The following is an 18,038-nucleotide window of genomic DNA, read 5'->3' on the forward strand; positions in this document are numbered from 1 at the left end:
ATGTTATACTGAATGTAGCATATCAATATACGGAGTGAACTATGAATCCAATCATTTTTTCATTGACAGTTTTTCTTGCGGGTATTCTGTCTTTCTTTTCTCCCTGTGTCTTTCCTTTGCTACCTGTTTATATTGGAATCTTGCTAGGAAGTGATCAGGAAAAGGCTATCCAATTGTTCGGGAAAAAAATTCGCTGGCATGGCTTGCTGAAAACCCTATGTTTTATTGCTGGTATTTCTGTTATTTTCCTCCTCATTGGTTTTGGAGCGGGCTTGCTTGGAAAGATCATGTACACCAATTGGTTCCGTTATCTGATGGGAGCCCTCATCATTATCCTTGGTCTTCATCAGATGGAAGTCTTTCACTTTCATTTCCTTGAGAAGCAAAAAACAATGGATTTTGGAGCCAACAAACAGAAGAATGAGTTGTTTTCAGCTTTTCTCCTTGGTCTTGGCTTTAGTTTTGGTTGGACGCCTTGTATCGGCCCTGTATTGGGATCAGTTCTTGCTCTAGCAGCATCGGATGGGCAAGATGCTCTTATGGGAGCTATTTATCTCCTTGTTTATACCTTGGGAATGGCTCTTCCGTTTTTACTGTTGGCCTTAGCATCTAGTCTGGTCCTACCTTACTTTAATCGTCTCAAACCCCATTTGTTGTTGCTGAAGAAAATCGGCGGAGCCATCATTATTCTGATGGGAATTCTCTTACTTTTGGGACAATTGAACAGTTTGTCATCTATCTTTTCATAAAATAATCCGGAGGTTTAACGCATGATGAAAGGTATTAAATACGCTTGTTTCTCAGTTCTCTCTTTAGCTTTGCTGTCAGCTTGTTCCATGAATCAATCCAGTGAGAGTAGTATGGACAATCAGCCAACAATGAATACAACAACGAATAAGAATGCTTTGGTAGGAAAAGACGCTAGTGACTTTGAACTAAAAGATATGAAGGGGAATACGGTTAAACTTTCAGACTACAAAGGGAAGAAGGTTTATTTGAAATTTTGGGCAACCTGGTGTGGCCCTTGCCGGCAAAGTATGCCTGAACTAGAGAAACTGGTCAAGGATACGGATAGAGACTTTGAAATTCTGACCATTATGGCACCAGGACTCCAAGGTGAAAAAACAGAAGAAGAATTCGTTAAATGGTTTGATCAACAAGATTACAAGTCCGTACCGGTCTTGTACAATCCAGATGGTTCTGCATTTGCAGATTATCAGGTTCGCTCTATTCCTACAGAAGTCTTTATAGACAGTCATGGGAAAATTGGACATGTCCAATTAGGGGCTATTTCAAACGAAGATGCTAAGAAGATCATCAAGGAGTTACAATAAAAAAATGAAGCACGAAGCTTCATTTTTTCTAGTTTCTTAGTTGCTTGCACCAGAAGTGGCATCGGCATCTCCGTGCCCTCCGTCACCATGTCCTCCAGCATCAGAAGCACCAGAAGTTGCATCTGCACTACCGTGTCCACCAGCAGGAGCAAATGGACCGCTTCCGCCAACTAGACGTTGACCTGTTGTTTGCAGGTACCAGTCCAACCATGGTTTGAAGTTGAAGACAATCTCATTGATACCAGCGTAAGAACCATCTTCATAGTACATAGCTTGGTAGTTGTGAGTGTTGATCACGCCTTCAGGAGATCCTGGAACAATGGTCCGAACATAGTCTTGGTTACCGTTACGAAGGGTACCAATCACCCATTCCACGTTTTTCATACGTGCTGGTGGTAGGGAGCCGTGAACGGTTGACATCCGGCTTCCTGATTGAGGTGGCACGCGTTTAGCAAACATGGTATCTGGATCTTGATGGGCATTGTTGTAGTAGAGGAATTGGTTGTTATCATCGGCATAAGTCAATTCAAATGGCATAGCCTTTAAGAACATATCAATTTGGTTAACAGTTAGGATACCGTGGTCGAGTTTGACATAGGTATCGCCAGAAACGGCACCAGTGATTTCAGCTACTTTTTCTACCCAATCTGGATCGTCAGGATCGACTTCAGTAACAGTTGTAGCGATTGGATGATTACAATCCAAGTCTTCTGGTTCAATTGGTTTTGGTTTTTTCAATTTCGATACAACCTCAACGTATTTCATAAAATTATCCAAGCAGGTTTCAAGGAATTTGACGGTTCCCTCGTTGATGATATTGCCGTTTTCGTCAAAAGCTTCTTTTGCTTTTCCAAGAAGGAATTCATTTCCTGGAAGGGTATAAGCATTGACACCTGGGGCATCTAGGATCTTACGGAGGTGAACTTGTGCACGTGAAGTCCCTTGATCGTAGTAAGAAGCACCGACGATCATGACTGGTTTGTTTTCAAATGGATGCACCTCGAAAGATAGCCATTCAAGAACAGACTTGAGAGCAGCAGAGATTGTATGGTTGTGCTCTGGAGTGGCAATGATAACACCATCTGCACGAGTGATTTTGTTATATAAGAGACGTAATTGGAAACTTTCGTCCCATTTTTCATCTTGGTTAAACATTGGAACTTCGTCGATTTCAAGAACTTCCAATTCAAATTTGATTTTAAATTGGCGGCGAATGAATTCCAAAAGTTTACGGTTATATGATTGATCGTAGTTCGATCCTACAAGTCCAACAAATTTCATTCTTTTCTGTCTCCTATCTTACAAGTTTTCCCAGTCAAATTCTTCAGCATCTTTGCGAAGTAATTCTTGGGCGCTGCGCAATTTGTCTGTGATTTTTACAAACACACGGAAATCATTGAAGACGGCATCTAATTTTTGAATGACATCTAAATCCACCAAGTCTCCATTTTGATCAAAGGCTTGCAATGAATGGGAGAGCAAGAATTCATCTGGCAAGACATTCGCTTTGATTTCTGGAGCATTTAAGATTTGGCGAAGTTGGAGTTGGGCGCGTGAAGATCCCAACGTACCGTATGAAGCCCCAGTAATCATGACCGGTTTGTTTAACAATGGGAAGACTCCGTATGACAGCCAAGCGAGTGCACTCATCAAGACTGCTGGAATAGAGTGGTCGTATTCTGGAGTCCCAATAATCACCCCATCAGCTTCTTCAATTTTGGCAACAATCTCTAAGACAGCTTCAGGCACTTGTTTGTCGGCTGGTTTGTTAAAGACAGGGATATCTTTAATTTCGACCAATTCGATCTCAGCCTTGTCAGCAAAATGTTTTTGCATGTATTGAAGCAGTTGACGGTTTGTAGAACGTTTGGAGTTAGTCCCCACAATCGCAATAAGTTTTATCATGGAAAATTCCTTTCTGATAGGAGAATTATAAATAAGATTGAAGCCCACTTGTATAGGCAATCTTGCCTGATTGAGAAACCAATAAGGTATCTATACCAGGAAGTGATTCAACAGTGTTGAGGATAGAAGCAGGAGATTCCCCGAACAAGCGGGTAGTCCATATCTCCCCGTCTACGGATCGATCAGATATGATGGTGATACTAGCTAAGTCTGTCTCGACCGGATAGCCCGTCGCGCTATCAAAGATGTGGTGAAACGACTGGCCGTCAACTTCTAAATGACGCTCGTAGATGCCAGAGGTGACAATAGATTTATCCTTGACAGAGAGGACCAGTAGGTGCTGACCCCTTTTTTCGACTGGATTTTGAATGCCAATCCGCCAAGGCTGTTGTTTGATAGGGTGTTGACCGACAGTGAGGATATTTCCTCCAAGATCGATTAAGGCATCTGTTACTCCCTGACTCTTTAAAAAGGTTGCAATACAGTCTGCACTATAGCCCTTGGCCAAAGCTCCTAAATCAATCTTCATTCCAGGACGCGTCAGAAAGACTGTATGGTTTTCTGGGTCGAGCTGGATTTGGTTAGGATCGATCTTGGCCAGGGCTTGATCAATTTCCCCTTGCTGGGGACGTCTAGCATCTGAAAATCCAATTCGCCAGGTCTGTACAAGAGGACCAATGGCGATGTTTAAATGGCTGTCTTGAGCTTGACTATGCAAGGTACCTAATGCAATCAGTTCAAAAAGATCTGGATGAACTTGGACAGGAGCAATACCAGCTTGGTGATTGACCTCCATGAGTTCAGAACTTGCATCATTAGCACTGAAGCGATGTTCGTAGGAGCGAAGAAGTTCAAAGCAGCGGGCTAAGAGTTCATTCGCTTGTGGGTGACAGATCGAAACAGTGATGGTCGTACCCATCAAACGTTCGGATCGACTACTTAGGTCCACTAAAAATCTATCCTTTCCTATTTTCACTCACTTACAGTATATCAAAAAGATATCGTTTTCACAATCCTTTCGAGCATATTGTTTGACATTTTTTGAAACATGTGAAGTGTGATTTTCTGGAAAATTGAAAAAAATATCACAAATTCTGAGCAAAATAATTGTAACCGATATCATTTTTGCGATATACTCAAGAAGTAAATTAAATTAAAGGTAGGATTTATTCTATGAGTAAAATCGTTGTTGTAGGGGCTAACCATGCCGGAACAGCTTGTATCAACACTATGTTAGATAATTTCGGAAATGAAAATGAAATTGTAGTTTTTGACCAAAACTCAAACATTTCATTCCTTGGATGTGGGATGGCGCTTTGGATCGGTGAGCAAATCGATGGTCCTGAAGGTCTTTTCTACTCTGACAAAGAAAAATTGGAAGCAAAAGGTGCAAAAGTCTACATGAATTCACCTGTTCTTTCAATTGACTATGACAACAAAGTGGTGACTGCAGAAGTTGATGGAAAAGAACACAAAGAATCTTACGAAAAATTGATCTTTGCGACTGGATCAACACCAATCATTCCTCCAATTAAAGGAGTTGAAATCGTACCTGGTAACCGCGAATTCAAAGCAACACTTGAAAATCTTCAATTCGTTAAATTGTACCAAAATGCTGAAGAAGTCATCGAAAAATTGAAAGACAACAGCAAACACTTGAACCGTATCGCCGTAGTTGGTGGTGGTTACATCGGTGTTGAACTTGCTGAAGCTTTCGAACGTCTTGGTAAAGATGTTGTCTTGGTGGATATCGTGGACACTGTCTTGAATGGTTACTACGACAAAGACTTCACTGACATCATGGCGAAAAACTTGGAAGACCACAACATCCGTTTGGCACTTGGACAAACAGTTCAAGCGGTTGAAGGAGATGGTAAGGTGGAACGCCTTGTAACCGATAAAGAAACCTTCGATGTAGATATGGTTATCTTGGCTGTTGGTTTCCGTCCTAATACAGCTCTTGCTGATGGTAAGATCGAACTCTTCCGCAACGGTGCTTTCCTTGTTGATAAGAAACAAGAAACTTCACTTCCAGGTGTCTACGCAGTTGGTGACTGTGCGACTATCTTCGATAACGCTCGTAACGAAATGAGCTACATTGCTCTTGCATCTAATGCGGTTCGTTCAGGTATTGTCGGTGCCTACAATGCGACTGGTCATGAATTAGAAGGAATCGGTGTTCAAGGTTCTAACGGTATCTCTATCTACGGCCTTCACATGGTTTCAACTGGTTTGACGCTTGAAAAAGCGAAAGCTGCAGGCTTCAATGCCACTGAAACTGGCTTTAACGACCTTCAAAAACCTGAATTTATCAAACACGATAACTATGAAGTTGGTATCAAGATCGTCTATGATAAAGATACTCGTCAAATCCTTGGAGCTCAAATGGTATCACGTGATAGCGCCATCTCAATGGCTATCCACATGTTCTCACTTGCGATTCAAGAACACGTGACGATTGATAAATTGGCCTTGACAGACTTGTTCTTCTTGCCACACTTCAACAAACCATACAACTACATCACAATGGCAGCTTTAACTGCTGAATAATAGCTAAAGTTCTATTAAAAACTTTCCTTAGGTGAGTACGGACGTCAGCGAACTTCTTCGAAGTTCCAAGACTAATTATTGAGCCTAAGGTCTCAATAATTCCGAGTGCCTGAAACTGTATTGTTTCAGGCACTTTTCTCACAGCGGAAAGTTTTGACTTTTCTTTATTCGTTCCATAATAAATAGAACATATTTATATTTCTTTTTTGAATTTCTTAACTTATTTTACTTGATAAAATGGTTTGTCTACATTCTAAACAAAACTAACAAGGGTGGTTTTGTTTTTTTCTGTCTTTACATGTATTCAGAGGCAGTGAAATAAGGTATAATGAATAGGATAAGAGTTTGAAGGAGTTAGGGAATGTCTGCAAAAGAAGAAGCCTTTAAAAATGAATTTCAATTTGCATCTAGTTCAATTGTGGCCCATATTGTCAGAGGTGTTCTGGTTGGGATCGTTGTGGGCTGCATCGTCTCAAGTTTTCGCTTTTTGATCGAACATATTTTTCATTTCGTTCAAGGTGTTTACAAGGAGATGTCTGGTCAACCACTCTATTTGCTGGCGATGCTGTTGGGGTATGGGGTGATCGTACTGCTTGCTGGTCGCCTCATTCGCACCAATCGGGATATCAAGGGATCAGGAATTCCGCAAGTCGAAGCGGAGCTTAAGGGCCTCTTGGCGGTGAGCTGGTGGGATACCTTGTGGAAGAAGTATATTCTAGGTGTCTTGGCCATCGGAAGTGGCTTGATGCTTGGTCGTGAAGGTCCTAGTATTCAATTAGGGGCAATGGGTGGAAAAGGAGTGGCCCATCATTTGAAGGTCAGCCCGGTTGAGGAGCGGTCTTTAATTGCAAGTGGGGCTGCTGCTGGTCTTGCAGCTGCCTTTAATGCACCTATAGCGGGGCTCTTATTTGTTGTTGAAGAGGTCTACCATCATTTTTCACGTTTCTTTTGGATTTCGACCTTGGCTGCTAGTTTGACTGCTAATTTCATTTCACTCAATGTCTTTGGTCAAACACCAGTGCTTCATATGCCTCAAAATATTCCACCACTCCATCTGTCTCAGTACTGGATTTATCTTTTTCTTGGAGTCTTTTTAGGGGCAGCAGGGTATGTCTACGAAATAGTGGTCCTTAATATCGGTCGACTCTATCGTTTGCTAGAGAAGATTTTCCATGTTCCTTCTCATTATTCTTCTTTATTTGCCTTTGTCTTGATTCTTCCAATCGGCTATTTTCTTCCTCAAATTCTTGGTGGTGGGAACCAATTAGTCTTGGATTTAGCTCGAGTACCGTATACAGTGCTGACCATCCTTCTTTATTTTGCGATCCGTTTCATCTGGAGTATGTTGAGCTATGGTAGTGGCTTACCAGGTGGCATCTTCCTGCCCATACTAGCATTAGGATCACTTTTAGGGGCCATCGTTGGAACCTTCCTCCAAAACATTGGCTTTATCTCTCAAAATCAGCTGCCTCTTTTCATCATTTTAGGAATGAGTGGGTATTTTGGAGCTATTTCAAAAGCACCTTTAACAGCGATGATCTTGGTAACAGAGATGGTCGGTGATATTCGCAGTTTAATGCCCCTAGGTATGGTGACCTTGCTGGCTTATATGATCATGGATCTCTTCCATGGAGCGCCAGTCTATGAAGCCATGCTCGAGCAATTGTTGCCGGATAAGGCGCAAGAAGAAGGAGAGTTGACTTTAATTGAGATCCCTGTATCAGAAAAGATTGCAGGTAAGCAAGTTCATGAACTGCACCTCCCTCAAGATATCTTGATCACCACGCAAATGCGAAGCGGTAAGAGCTATACGGTCAATGGCGCGACTCGCTTGTATCTAGGGGATAGCATCTTTGTGGTGGTTAAAGAATCCGAAATCGGACGGGTCAAAGATATTCTTTTGTAAAAGACAGATTTTTAGAAAAGTTTTTCTATTATTAAATTTTCAGACAATTATTGAAAAATGAGAAAATATCTGGTAAAATAAGGGCAAGAACAAATGAGGAGAGGTCTTTCATGAAAAAATATAGTCTACTCTTATTGAGTGTTGCTCTTTTAGCAGGGTGTGCAAATTCTACTAGCAAACAGTCGAGTCAAAAGACGCAAACCAGCTCAACGGTGCACTTGTCAAAGGCTGACCAGAAGACCTTGGACAATGCGACAGCTGAATACAAAGACTTTGTTGAAATGCAAATTGACCAATTGCTCAAGGATACAGAAGGATTCCGAGCTACCCTAAAAGACGGGAATTTGGAAGAAGCCAAAAAGCAATACCCCTTGATCCGTATGGCCTATGAACGTTCCGAACCGATCGCTGAAACTTTCGGAGAATCGGATGTCAAGATCGACTACCGCTTGGTGGATTATGTGGATGAAAATAAATCAGAAGATGGCTGGTCAGGTTTCCACCGGATTGAGCGTATCCTTTGGGAAAACAATACTACAGATGGAACAGACAAATATGCTGACCAACTGGTGAACGATATCAAGGAGTTGAAAGCTAAAATTGCTACAGTAGAAGTCACACCGGATATCATGTTGACCGGAGCTGTCGATTTGCTCAACGAAGTGGCAACGCAAAAGATTACGGGTGAAGAAGAAGTCTTCTCTCATACAGATCTTTACGACTTCCGCGCCAATATTGAAGGGGCTGAAAAGATCTTCTCTCTCTTTAAACCCCTGATTGAGAAAAAAGATGCCAAATTGGTTAAAACCTTGGAATCAGAATTCAAGAATGTTAATGCTTTATTGGACAAACACATGACAGATGATTCAAACTATAAGTCTTACACAGATTTATCCAAGGAAGATACCAAGGAATTGGCAGAAGCTGTGACCAAACTTGGTGAACCCTTGTCTCAAATGGGTGTGATTTTAGATGGGAAATAAGAAAAATGGCTGACGAAAAATTTTTAGATAAAAAAATGGACCGTCGTGAATTTCTTAAAAAAGCAGGTATTGGAGGGGCTGGTCTAGCGCTGGGCCTCTCTGGTGCATCTGCTTTTTTCGCTAATCAAGACAGTTCCAGCAAAAAAGCTTATGATGGGGATGAAGACATCTCCTTTTATGGCAAGCACCAAGCAGGGATTACGACTCCTATGCAGAAGGCTTGCTACTTGGTGGTATTAGACCTTCACACGACGGACAAAAAAGAAATCATCCAGCTTTTTAAAGACTGGACCGACTATAGTAGTAAATTAGTCGAAGGAGAATTGGTCAAAAAAGATGGCGCCAATGCCCTCTTGCCTCCAACAGATACAGGTGAAACAGTAGGACTCAATCCCTATCGCTTGAGCCTGACGTTTGGTGTCTCTGCCAGCTTTCTCAAGAAATTAGGTTTGGAGTCCAAACGTCCCAAGCTCTTTCGTGATTTGCCTCCATTTCCAAAGGAGCAGTTGCAGGACAAATACACTGGTGGTGATATCGTCATTCAGGCCTGTGCCGACGATGAGCAAGTAGCCTTTCATGCGGTCCGAAATCTCATCCGCAAAGGTCGCAATACCATCACCATGAAGTGGAGCAAGTCCGGTTTTGCGGCGATTGGTGACAGAAAAGAAACGCCGCGTAACCTCTTTGGTTTCAAGGATGGAACAGCAAATGTCACGACGGAGAAGGATTTTGATAAGGTCGTCTGGACAGACAGCAAGGATTGGATGAAGGGTGGTTCCTATATGGCTCTTCGCCTAGTGCAAATGCACTTGGAAACTTGGGACCGAACCAATTTGCAGGAGCAGGAAAACACTTTTGGTCGCTACAAGGAGTCCGGTGCTCCCTTTGGTAAAACCAACGAATTTGATGAGGTAGATTTATCTAAACTACCTGTAGATTCACATGTTCGTTTGGCCAAAGAAGTCGATCGTCCGATTTTACGGCGTTCTTATTCTTATTCGGATGGCATCAATGAACAGACTGGGCAATTTGATGCTGGCTTGATCTTTATCGCCTTTCAAAAGGATCCGAACAGCTTTGTCAAAATCCAAACCAACTTAGGCGCAGTGGACAAAATGAACGAGTACATCACCCATATCGGAAGTGGACTCTTTGCTTGCTTTGCAGGCGTTGAGAAAGGAGGGTATCTTGGTCAAGCACTCTTTGAATAAACTCTTGATCTTGTTCGGCCTTCTTGCCTTGTTCTGGACTCATCCAGTAGCTGCGGAATCTTATAGCGATCTCTTTATCAAGATCACAGATGCAACAACCGCTGTAGAAAATAAGGACCAGGATAAGGCCAAGGAATTGATCGCTGAGATTCAGGCTGATTTTGAATCCAAAGACCACCATGATTCCAAGGCAGGAAAAAAAGTTAGCCAAGCCCTGGCTATAAAAGGGGAGGTAACCAAAGACGATCTTACCAAGATCTCATCAGCCTTGCTCGCTTTTGAAAAAGAGCAAAATCCGGTCGATTTAGAGGCGGAAAAAGACAAACTCGTGAGTCGCCTCGCACCTTATTTTAAGAACCTACAAGAGGCCATTACAGCTAAGGATCTGGATAAAACCCGTCAAACCTATGCAGATCTCAATAACACATGGACGCGAAACGAAGCGGTGGTAAGAGATCACAGCACAGCCTACTATGGCAAAATCGAGACGGCCATTTCGCTCTTGCGCAGTAGTATTGAAACAGAGCCTACCGATTTTATCAACATCCAGTCCTCTTATGATGACCTCAAAAATGGGATTGATGCCTTTGTAAAAGGAGAAGCCGTTAGCAGTGCCAGTACGGATTTGACGTTGAACGATGGGATCAAGCTTTTGGAGAAGGCGCAAAGCCAATTCCAATCCGGCGATGATAAATCTGCCGCAGCAACTATGAAGCAGTTCATCACGATCTGGCCAACTATCGAGGGGGATGTCAGCACGACCAATCCCAGTCTTTACACGCGCGTAGAGAGCGAATCCCCGGTCATTATGGTCAAGGGGAAAGAAAAGGCCTATCAAGAGAAATTACAAGCCTTGATCAGGGATCTGTCTGCGGTCGATACGACAGCTTCTTACAACGCCTTTGATGCCATGTTGATCCTTCTGCGTGAAGGAGTAGAAGCCCTTCTGATCGTGATGGCGCTTGTGACGACCCTTAAGGCTGCTAAGATGAGGAAAGGACTCAAATGGGTTTATGGTGGAGCTATTGCTGGTGTTCTTGCCAGTGCAGCGATTGCTCTTGTTCTGCAAGTAGCATTTCCAGCTGTTACTTCGGGGTCTAATCGGGAAATCATTGAAGGTGGCGTTGGGATTTTCGCTGTGGTCATGATGATCCTCATCGGAATTTGGCTCCACAGCAAGTCCTCTGTCAAACAGTGGAATGCCTTTATGGACCGTCAAATGAAGACAGTGACGGCTACAGGAAGCTTTGTCTCTATGTTTGCCCTCAGTTTCTTAGCAGTCTTTCGTGAAGGGGCTGAGACTATTCTCTTTTATGTCGGGATCATTCCGCGGATTACAACTGCGAATTTCTTACTGGGAATCGGGCTTGCTATAGCTGTTCTCATCATTATTGCAGTGGCCATGACCAAGGCTAGTCAAGCTATCCAACCTCATCGAATCTTTTTCATTCTGACGTGGTTGATTTACGCTTTGGCCTTCAAGATGCTCGGTGTCAGCATCCACGCCCTTCAGTTGACCAATATCCTACCTAGCCATTTGGTCAATGGACTTCCAACCATCGATTGGGCGGGGATCTATCCAAGCTGGGAAGTTCTTCTTCCTCAGTTAATGTTTGTGGCCTTGATCGCCCTTATCACGGTGAGACAGCATGGCAAAGAGTAGAGCAGATGAAATGACCATTGTTGAGCACTTGGTCGAATTTCGAAAACGATTGATCGCAGTGGTCTTGTGTTATATTATCGTCTTTCTGGTGGCTTTTGTATTTGGTGGAGAGCTTTACCAAGCCTTGACGGCTAGCCTGCATCAAAAACTGCTGGTACTGGGACCAAATGATATCCTCTGGATCTATGTATCGCTGGCTAATCTCACAGCCTTTAGCCTGACCTTGCCCTTTATTGTCTACCAGATCTGGCAATTTGTAAGGCCGGCTTTGAAGGAGAAGGAGGCGCGTGCAGTCTTTGCTTACATCCCAGCTAGCTTTATTTGCTTTGTGCTGGGGCTTGCATTTGGTTATTTCTTTGTCAGTCCAGCTATTTTAGAGGTCCTGATGCGCTTGGGAGAAGGGTTGTTTGATACCCAATTAACGGCACAAAATTATTTAACCTTCTTATGGCACACCACCTTGCCTTTAGGGGTCTTGTTCGAGTTACCAGTTTTGGTAGCTTTTCTGACCTCGATTGGACTTTTGACACCGCAGTTTTTAATCACCTACCGTCGTTACGCTTACTTTGTTCTGCTGGTCTTAGCCGTCGTGTTAACCCCTGCAGACTTTATCAGTGACTTGGCCATGACACTCCCTTTGATCCTCTTATTCGAAGTCAGTGTCGCCATCAGTAAAGTCATCTATTTAAGAAAAAGGAGAAACTAATGGGAATTTTACGTGATATTGGAGCACCAGGTTTGATCATCATCATCCTGGGCGCCCTCTTGATTTTTGGACCAAAACGCCTGCCAGAGTTGGGTCAGTCCATCGGCAAAATGTTTGCTGAATTTAAGACAGCTGTCAATAAAGGCAGTGAAGAAGATGATCATGACGCAAAAGAAGACAAGAAAGAAAAAGAATAATCAGACAATTTTTAAAATTCTATTGAGTTCGATTGCATAAAAAGGTATAATAAGACAAGGACTTGCAATCGACGAAGGAGGAAACTATGATTATTACGATTTTGTCACTCATTTTCTATTTCAGCTATATCGGATTCTTATGCTGGTTAGTCGTAAAAATTGTCGAAAAATTGTTCAATTTCTTATTGAACCGTTAATAAAGAAATAATCCATTTCACCCTGTGTGAGTGGATTTTTTGTATCCAATTCAGTTAGAAAGATTAAAACAAAGAGGTTTTAACGGTCTCAGATTGAAGATAAAGTCATATAAAAACTTTCCTTAAGTGAGTACGGACGTCAGCGAACTTCTTAGAAGTTCCATGACTAAATCAAGATACAAAGGACGTCAGCGGACAAAGTCAAAATAGGAATTTAGAAAGCAAGTGAAACAACACAACAAAACCATCGTTTTACTGACTGTTTTGTTTATTGCTATGCTTTCCATTTCAATGTTTTTATATCTTTCAACTCCTAGTATTTTTTGTTACTAGTGATGGACTATATCGTTTGTTTTTCTTATCTATTTTATAAGAAAGTTAAGCTTAATAGAAATACAGTAATTACAAGATTCTAATATTTTCTGTTATAGCTTTATGTGGCATGGGTATAAATTGATATAACTTTTATTATCTATGGTATAATGAGATAAATTTGGAGTTGTAGAGGTGAGCATTTGGAAGGACATAGACCTGATTTTAGAGATATTAAATCATTTGAAGAATTTAACAGATACTACTGGTATCGAGAAGAGCTTTCACAAATTTGTAAGTACCTTGGATTAGAATACAGATGTACAAAAAAAGAATTAAATCATATTATAGAACAATATTTTAAGGGAAATAGAGTAGAAAAATTTTTGAGGAAAAGAAACAAAAATCAAACCGAAATAATAACCCTAAATACATCATTACTTGAATGTGGGTTTTCCTTTAATCAGAAATTTCGTGATTATTTTTCAGCTGTAACAGGTGTTAATCCGTTTAAGTTTAATGCTGATATGGCAACTGCTTGGAGAAAAGTAAAACGGGACAACAACATAAATTTTACAATCAAAGATATGATTAAAATATACTATGGAGAGTCAGACTACGCCAAGTATGATAATTCAGCTTGCCAATGGAATCAATTTCTAAAAGACTTTTGTGCAGATGAATTTAGCAATCATTACTCCAACAAGTTAAAAGTTGCGGCTATCCTTTGGAATGAAGTTAGAGATTCAAAAAATAAAAAAATTTATTCACGGGGACTTCTAAAAGAATATAGCTACAAAATAGAGGAGTACTGTAAGTAAACAATTTCAAGTTTGTCGAACGGAATATAAAGTAATAAAGACGTTAGAAATAAAAAATCTATCGTCTTTTTCATGCCTATTTTCAATTTATATTGCTATCAATAAATAGGGAAAACTCGCAAGAGTTGCTAACTAGTATTTCAAACGCCTCTCACTAATATATACACGACAAAATGCTAATCTTCCTATATCCTATTTTTCGCAACTCTAGTATATCAGATGAACATGTCTTTTGTGTTGCACTTCATTTTTCAACAGGGCAAATAAAAAGATAGTTGAAAACTATAGAATATTGAAATTACGCTATTTTTAGTCCAACTGAAACTCATACTTTCCAAACCAGACTTAAAAAAAGCTCGTAAAGCATCACAATTTAGTAAAGGTTAATTCGTTACTGGAATTACTTACAAGATCTTAGCACTCTGTTTCTGCAGAGTGCTTTTTTGTTTTATAGAATATAAGAAAATAGAATACGGATATGGTATAATGGAGTAACAAGTATTTCATTAGAGGAAGTGGCCAGATGAAAATTATAGTTGATCGAGATTCAGTTTGTGCCGGAGATGATATTTACAACCATGAGATGACATTCGAGGTGCCAGAAAGCCTCACTGTTGCTGAATTCTTTAACTTCGTGCAGAACCATGGCTTCTTAGCTGCCATTCAAGGAAATGATGTAGCGTGGGGGCTTCAAAATAGCACGGGTAAAATCGGAGAGTATTTTACAAAAACAGGAGAAGTCACGCATTCAGAAATTAACATTAAAGATAAAATTGATGAAGCTGGTGGCAAACCTAATTTCTATGTACGCTATTATAGTAACCCGGAATGGGCAAGAGAAAACAGTAGTAGAGGATAAGCTTGAAGAAGAAAGAGTTTTTAGTCCGAATGAATTTGAAAAACAAATTGCTTAGTTAATAGCACTCCTTCTACGAGATTATAAAATTCATTTTACAATCTCGTAGAAGGGGTCCAGCAACCTGAGGGCGCTATCCTTCAAATTTTTCTCCCAAAATGTGTCCAAAATATTGACAGAATTCCAAGAAGACCTTCAACCTCTGTTAGAGGATTATTTGAGAGCTAATTCAGAATACTGGAAAGAATACCAAGATCAGTTCAGAGAGCTATTTGACAAGGATTTTTATCAAAAACAACGAGAAGAAATAATGTCTACAGGCTATGTGGTTGATAGTCTGAAAGCTAGTCTCTGGTGTCTAGGGACAACAGAGACTTTTGAAGGAGCTGCTTTAAAAGCGGTCAATCTCGGAAATGACACCGATACGATTGGTGGCATCACAGGAAGCTTTGCTGGAGCTCTCTATAAACTGGAAGGTATTCCAGATAAATGGGGACAACAATTGGTGAATAGAGAATTGATCGATGAAAAATGTCAAAAATTGATAGAGTGCCTAGGTCAGTTAGATCTATTTATGAATGTGGAATACTTGCTTTCTCTGCTAGATGATCTAGCAGAGAAAAATTTTTATTAGATATGACATCAGTCAGCTAAACCCTTTTAGCTGTCTTTTTTTGCTAGCGACTCGGTCACTAACTTGCTTGTCAAAGTATAATTCGGTATCATAGATATATAATGCTTGGTAAGTAGCCCTATTGTCAGTTCGGAACAATTAGATAGGAGAAGAGGAGAAAAACTAGTGGATAAAGACCAATTGATAGAGAAACCAGAAATAAATATTGTTGGGGTTATTGCAAATCATCAGTTTAACTGGTATATTTGTTCAAACGATATGTGGACAATGGATATCGATAAATATATTCAGGCATACCAGGAAGCAGGTCTGAATGTTGATTTCTCCTATTTACCTGAGATTCAACAGAATCTTCATGTGATTACAAAAAGCAATCTTGAGAGCTACTTAGAAATGTATAAAGATGATTGGCTGAAGGTGACGGTTGAAGAATTGATCGAAATGATCAAACGCTCAATAGATTGTGAGGACTTACATTCAGAGATTATTTTTGAAGGAAAAGGTTTACTCCCGGATCTTTTAATCGATTTTGATAAAGAGGAGTTTTATTCAAACCATCTGGGGATGAAAAACTACGAAAGATATGTTCCGAACGGATGGAAGATTTTTTCAGGGAAATTCGATCATTTGATCCCAAAAGAGGAGCAATATTGGATTGAAAAGACTGGCGCTAACCAATGAAGGAATTAATTATAAAATAAAAAGGAAGAGACAAAACACATGCAGTTTTATTTTATTGGTGGCTTAGGTGGGAATGGCTACCATTTGGCGCCACTAATTGATGAGCTCGGCTTTCCTGTAACCTTTCTAGATCCTTACAGGGAAATGATTCAGACAGAAAAAGATCTTTGTGCTTGGTTTCAAGATCAGATTGGACAAGATGAAGAGATCTGTTTATTGGGGCATTCCTTGGGTGGAGATTTGGCTCGTTATCTGGCTAGTGAATTTCTTCAGATTCGAGCTCTGATTCTCTTGGATGGTGGCTATCTGGATATGGAAAAGATCCTGCCTCTTGAAGAAGAGCTAGAAGGCACGTCGTCCTTCATGCAGCAGCAAGTCTTTTCGACATTGGAAGAAGCAGTGTTAGCAGAACTTGGTTCTGGAGCAGATCCTACGCCTATAGCGCGAAAAGCAGTAGAGGCTAGCTATCGCTGGAATCCAGCGAGTGGACAATATGAATTAAATCTGGATCTAGAAAAGGTCTTGGGCTTATTGCGTCTACGGCGTCAGATCAAGACTTACCAGATTCCACTGGCGGACCTGCCTGTCCTCTTTATTGGACCTCGATACCAAGAAGAACCAGAATGGAGGAAAGCAGCTCTGAATCAACTAGATCCCAAGATCAAGCAAGTCTTGCTAGAAGGCTTGGGGCACGAACTGTATACAGAGGCACCAGAAATTGTAGCTAGAGAAATCAACAATTGGCTCCAAAATGTTCATAAATAAAACCTGTTTCTCTTTTTGAAACAGGTTTTATCTTTTAATTTCCGAACGTTATTTCCTATAAAATCATTCCCGTTGCATTAAGTCCGTATCTTTGATATAATCTATCAAGGAAACGTCAAGAGACGTAGCGATGCGCTTGCGCATAGGTAGGTCAGTTTTTAGAAAAGAGATTTTTCAATCTATGTTAAATGAATTTCCTATTTTCGACTATGAAGATATCCAGTTGATTCCCAACAAATGTATCATCAATAGCCGGTCTGAAGCAGACACAACCGTTCAATTTGGAAAGCATACCTTCAAGCTACCAGTTGTTCCAGCTAATATGCAGACCATTCTAGATGAGGATGTGGCAGAACAGTTGGCGCGTGGTGGATACTTCTATATCATGCACCGCTTTGATGAAGCAGGTCGGATTCCTTTTGTCAAACGTATGCATGATCAAGGTTTGATCGCTTCTATTTCGGTCGGTGTTAAGGAATACGAATACGACTTTGTGAGTCAATTGAAGGAAGATGCGCCTGAGTACATTACCATTGATATCGCACATGGTCATGCGGATAGTGTCATTCGAATGATTCAACACATCAAGAAAGAATTACCAGATACCTTTGTCATTGCTGGAAATGTTGGAACACCTGAAGCTGTTCGTGAATTGGAAAATGCGGGAGCTGATGCGACCAAGGTCGGGATTGGTCCTGGTAAGGTTTGTATCACCAAAGTTAAGACTGGATTTGGTACAGGTGGTTGGCAATTGGCTGCTCTTCGCTGGTGCTCAAAAGCAGCGCGCAAGCCAATCATTGCGGACGGTGGTATTCGGACCCACGGTGATATTGCCAAATCGATTCGTTTCGGGGCGTCTATGGTCATGATCGGTTCTCTCTTTGCAGGACATATCGAAAGTCCTGGTAAAACAGTAGAGATTGATGGAGAGTCTTTCAAAGAGTACTATGGATCTGCTTCAGAGTACCAAAAAGGTGCTTATAAAAACGTCGAAGGTAAGAAGATTTTATTGCCTGCCAAGGGTCATTTGCAAGATACCTTGACAGAAATGGAACAAGATTTGCAAAGTTCGATCTCTTATGCAGGAGGCCGAAAATTAGCAGATTTGAAACATGTTGACTATGTGATCGTTAAGAATTCTATCTGGAATGGCGATGCACACTAATTGAATTACTTATTTATTTCACGAATAGGCGTGATGTTTCTACAAGGTGCCGGAACACCTAACAATAAGTAAGTCGGGATTATTTCTCTTTCTAGAGAGATTTCAAGGCTTGCTTAGCAGGCCTTTTTGTATTTTGTGAATGAAGTAGAGGA

18 protein-coding genes and 1 riboswitch are annotated in these 18,038 nt (G+C 40.9%); of the genes, 15 read left to right on the forward strand and 3 right to left on the reverse strand.

Going from position 1 to position 18,038, the window contains the following annotated elements:
- Positions 1–41 precede the first annotated feature (41 nt).
- Positions 42–749 carry a thiol-disulfide oxidoreductase-associated membrane protein CcdA2 gene (ccdA2, locus tag LPB220_RS05615; RefSeq protein WP_150906038.1) on the forward strand — a complete coding sequence of 236 codons (708 nt, stop codon included), beginning with the start codon at positions 42–44 and terminating at the stop codon, positions 747–749.
- A 24-nt stretch (positions 750–773) separates the two neighbouring features.
- A complete protein-coding gene (locus LPB220_RS05620; RefSeq protein ID WP_191904627.1) occupies positions 774–1,334 on the forward strand; it encodes a TlpA family protein disulfide reductase in 561 nt (186 codons plus the stop codon).
- Positions 1,335–1,370: 36 nt separating this feature from the next.
- On the opposite strand, the gene LPB220_RS05625 is transcribed toward LPB220_RS05620, so the two are convergent.
- The 3 genes from LPB220_RS05625 to LPB220_RS05635 are packed head-to-tail and all read right to left on the reverse strand — an operon-like array spanning position 1,371 to position 4,188.
- Positions 1,371–2,615 (reverse strand): NAD(P)H-dependent oxidoreductase, encoded by a 1,245-nt coding sequence (locus LPB220_RS05625; protein ID WP_049507732.1) that lies wholly within the window; start codon positions 2,613–2,615, stop codon positions 1,371–1,373.
- An 18-nt stretch (positions 2,616–2,633) separates the two neighbouring features.
- A complete protein-coding gene (locus LPB220_RS05630; RefSeq protein WP_150906042.1) occupies positions 2,634–3,239 on the reverse strand; it encodes an NADPH-dependent FMN reductase in 606 nt (201 codons plus the stop codon).
- Between the two features lie 25 nt (positions 3,240–3,264).
- Positions 3,265–4,188 (reverse strand): FAD:protein FMN transferase, encoded by a 924-nt coding sequence (locus LPB220_RS05635; RefSeq protein ID WP_318527164.1) that lies wholly within the window; start codon positions 4,186–4,188, stop codon positions 3,265–3,267.
- Between the two features lie 224 nt (positions 4,189–4,412).
- On the opposite strand from LPB220_RS05635, the gene nox reads away from it, so the two are divergent.
- The 13 genes from nox to guaC all read left to right on the forward strand — a co-directional run bounded on the left by nox (position 4,413) and on the right by guaC (position 17,886).
- Positions 4,413–5,789, forward strand: coding sequence for a H2O-forming NADH oxidase (nox, locus tag LPB220_RS05640; RefSeq protein WP_003001563.1), 1,377 nt, complete (start codon positions 4,413–4,415; stop codon positions 5,787–5,789).
- Between the two features lie 361 nt (positions 5,790–6,150).
- Positions 6,151–7,695: a ClC family H(+)/Cl(-) exchange transporter gene (locus LPB220_RS05645; protein WP_150906044.1), complete on the forward strand. Its 1,545-nt coding sequence runs from the start codon at positions 6,151–6,153 to the stop codon at positions 7,693–7,695.
- A 110-nt stretch (positions 7,696–7,805) separates the two neighbouring features.
- Entirely contained in the window at positions 7,806–8,678 is an 873-nt protein-coding gene (gene efeO / locus LPB220_RS05650) for an iron uptake system protein EfeO (protein WP_150906046.1), read from the forward strand.
- 5 nt (positions 8,679–8,683) lie between these two features.
- Positions 8,684–9,889, forward strand: a complete 1,206-nt coding sequence (gene efeB, locus LPB220_RS05655) for an iron uptake transporter deferrochelatase/peroxidase subunit (protein ID WP_150906048.1) — start codon at positions 8,684–8,686, stop codon at positions 9,887–9,889.
- Positions 9,867–11,552 (forward strand): FTR1 family iron permease, encoded by a 1,686-nt coding sequence (locus tag LPB220_RS05660; protein ID WP_150906050.1) that lies wholly within the window; start codon positions 9,867–9,869, stop codon positions 11,550–11,552. The genes efeB and LPB220_RS05660 overlap by 23 nt, the downstream gene beginning before the upstream one ends.
- A complete protein-coding gene (gene tatC, locus LPB220_RS05665; protein WP_150906053.1) occupies positions 11,539–12,258 on the forward strand; it encodes a twin-arginine translocase subunit TatC in 720 nt (239 codons plus the stop codon). The genes LPB220_RS05660 and tatC overlap by 14 nt, the downstream gene beginning before the upstream one ends.
- Positions 12,258–12,455, forward strand: a complete 198-nt coding sequence (locus LPB220_RS05670) for a twin-arginine translocase TatA/TatE family subunit (RefSeq protein ID WP_150906055.1) — start codon at positions 12,258–12,260, stop codon at positions 12,453–12,455. The genes tatC and LPB220_RS05670 overlap by 1 nt, the downstream gene beginning before the upstream one ends.
- A 712-nt stretch (positions 12,456–13,167) precedes the next feature.
- On the forward strand, positions 13,168–13,785 hold the full coding sequence (locus tag LPB220_RS05680) for an SAP domain-containing protein (RefSeq protein ID WP_024055493.1): 618 nt from the start codon (positions 13,168–13,170) through the stop codon (positions 13,783–13,785).
- A 523-nt stretch (positions 13,786–14,308) separates the two neighbouring features.
- Complete coding sequence (locus LPB220_RS05690) at positions 14,309–14,644, forward strand: hypothetical protein (RefSeq protein WP_024055827.1); 336 nt, start codon at positions 14,309–14,311, stop codon at positions 14,642–14,644.
- Positions 14,645–14,813: 169 nt separating this feature from the next.
- Complete coding sequence (locus LPB220_RS05695; RefSeq protein WP_225305899.1) at positions 14,814–15,275, forward strand: ADP-ribosylglycohydrolase family protein; 462 nt, start codon at positions 14,814–14,816, stop codon at positions 15,273–15,275.
- Between the two features lie 165 nt (positions 15,276–15,440).
- Entirely contained in the window at positions 15,441–15,956 is a 516-nt protein-coding gene (locus tag LPB220_RS05700) for a hypothetical protein (RefSeq protein WP_021153177.1), read from the forward strand.
- A 39-nt stretch (positions 15,957–15,995) separates the two neighbouring features.
- On the forward strand, positions 15,996–16,721 hold the full coding sequence (locus tag LPB220_RS05705; protein ID WP_150906057.1) for an acyl-CoA thioester hydrolase/BAAT C-terminal domain-containing protein: 726 nt from the start codon (positions 15,996–15,998) through the stop codon (positions 16,719–16,721).
- A 181-nt stretch (positions 16,722–16,902) separates the two neighbouring features.
- Positions 16,903–17,886, forward strand: coding sequence for a GMP reductase (gene guaC / locus LPB220_RS05710; protein WP_150906059.1), 984 nt, complete (start codon positions 16,903–16,905; stop codon positions 17,884–17,886).
- Positions 17,876–17,971: riboswitch (purine riboswitch) on the forward strand. (Overlaps the previous gene by 11 nt.)
- Positions 17,972–18,038: the final 67 nt, after the last annotated feature.

Source organism: Streptococcus sp. LPB0220 (assembly GCF_008727815.1).
Taxonomy (GTDB): domain Bacteria; phylum Bacillota; class Bacilli; order Lactobacillales; family Streptococcaceae; genus Streptococcus.

Bases quoted from the DNA above. Each gene is read 5' to 3' on its own strand.
- LPB220_RS05620 (WP_191904627.1), top strand. From the start codon at position 774: ATGAAAGGTATTAAATACGCTTGTTTCTCAGTTCTCTCTTTAGCTTTG.
- LPB220_RS05625 (WP_049507732.1), bottom strand. From the start codon at position 2,615: ATGAAATTTGTTGGACTTGTAGGATCGAACTACGATCAATCATATAAC.
- LPB220_RS05705 (WP_150906057.1), top strand. From the start codon at position 15,996: ATGCAGTTTTATTTTATTGGTGGCTTAGGTGGGAATGGCTACCATTTG.
- LPB220_RS05645 (WP_150906044.1), top strand. From the start codon at position 6,151: ATGTCTGCAAAAGAAGAAGCCTTTAAAAATGAATTTCAATTTGCATCT.
- LPB220_RS05690 (WP_024055827.1), top strand. From the start codon at position 14,309: ATGAAAATTATAGTTGATCGAGATTCAGTTTGTGCCGGAGATGATATT.
- nox (WP_003001563.1), top strand. From the start codon at position 4,413: ATGAGTAAAATCGTTGTTGTAGGGGCTAACCATGCCGGAACAGCTTGT.
- efeB (WP_150906048.1), top strand. From the start codon at position 8,684: ATGGCTGACGAAAAATTTTTAGATAAAAAAATGGACCGTCGTGAATTT.
- guaC (WP_150906059.1), top strand. From the start codon at position 16,903: ATGTTAAATGAATTTCCTATTTTCGACTATGAAGATATCCAGTTGATT.
- LPB220_RS05670 (WP_150906055.1), top strand. From the start codon at position 12,258: ATGGGAATTTTACGTGATATTGGAGCACCAGGTTTGATCATCATCATC.
- ccdA2 (WP_150906038.1), top strand. From the start codon at position 42: ATGAATCCAATCATTTTTTCATTGACAGTTTTTCTTGCGGGTATTCTG.
- LPB220_RS05630 (WP_150906042.1), bottom strand. From the start codon at position 3,239: ATGATAAAACTTATTGCGATTGTGGGGACTAACTCCAAACGTTCTACA.
- tatC (WP_150906053.1), top strand. From the start codon at position 11,539: ATGGCAAAGAGTAGAGCAGATGAAATGACCATTGTTGAGCACTTGGTC.
- efeO (WP_150906046.1), top strand. From the start codon at position 7,806: ATGAAAAAATATAGTCTACTCTTATTGAGTGTTGCTCTTTTAGCAGGG.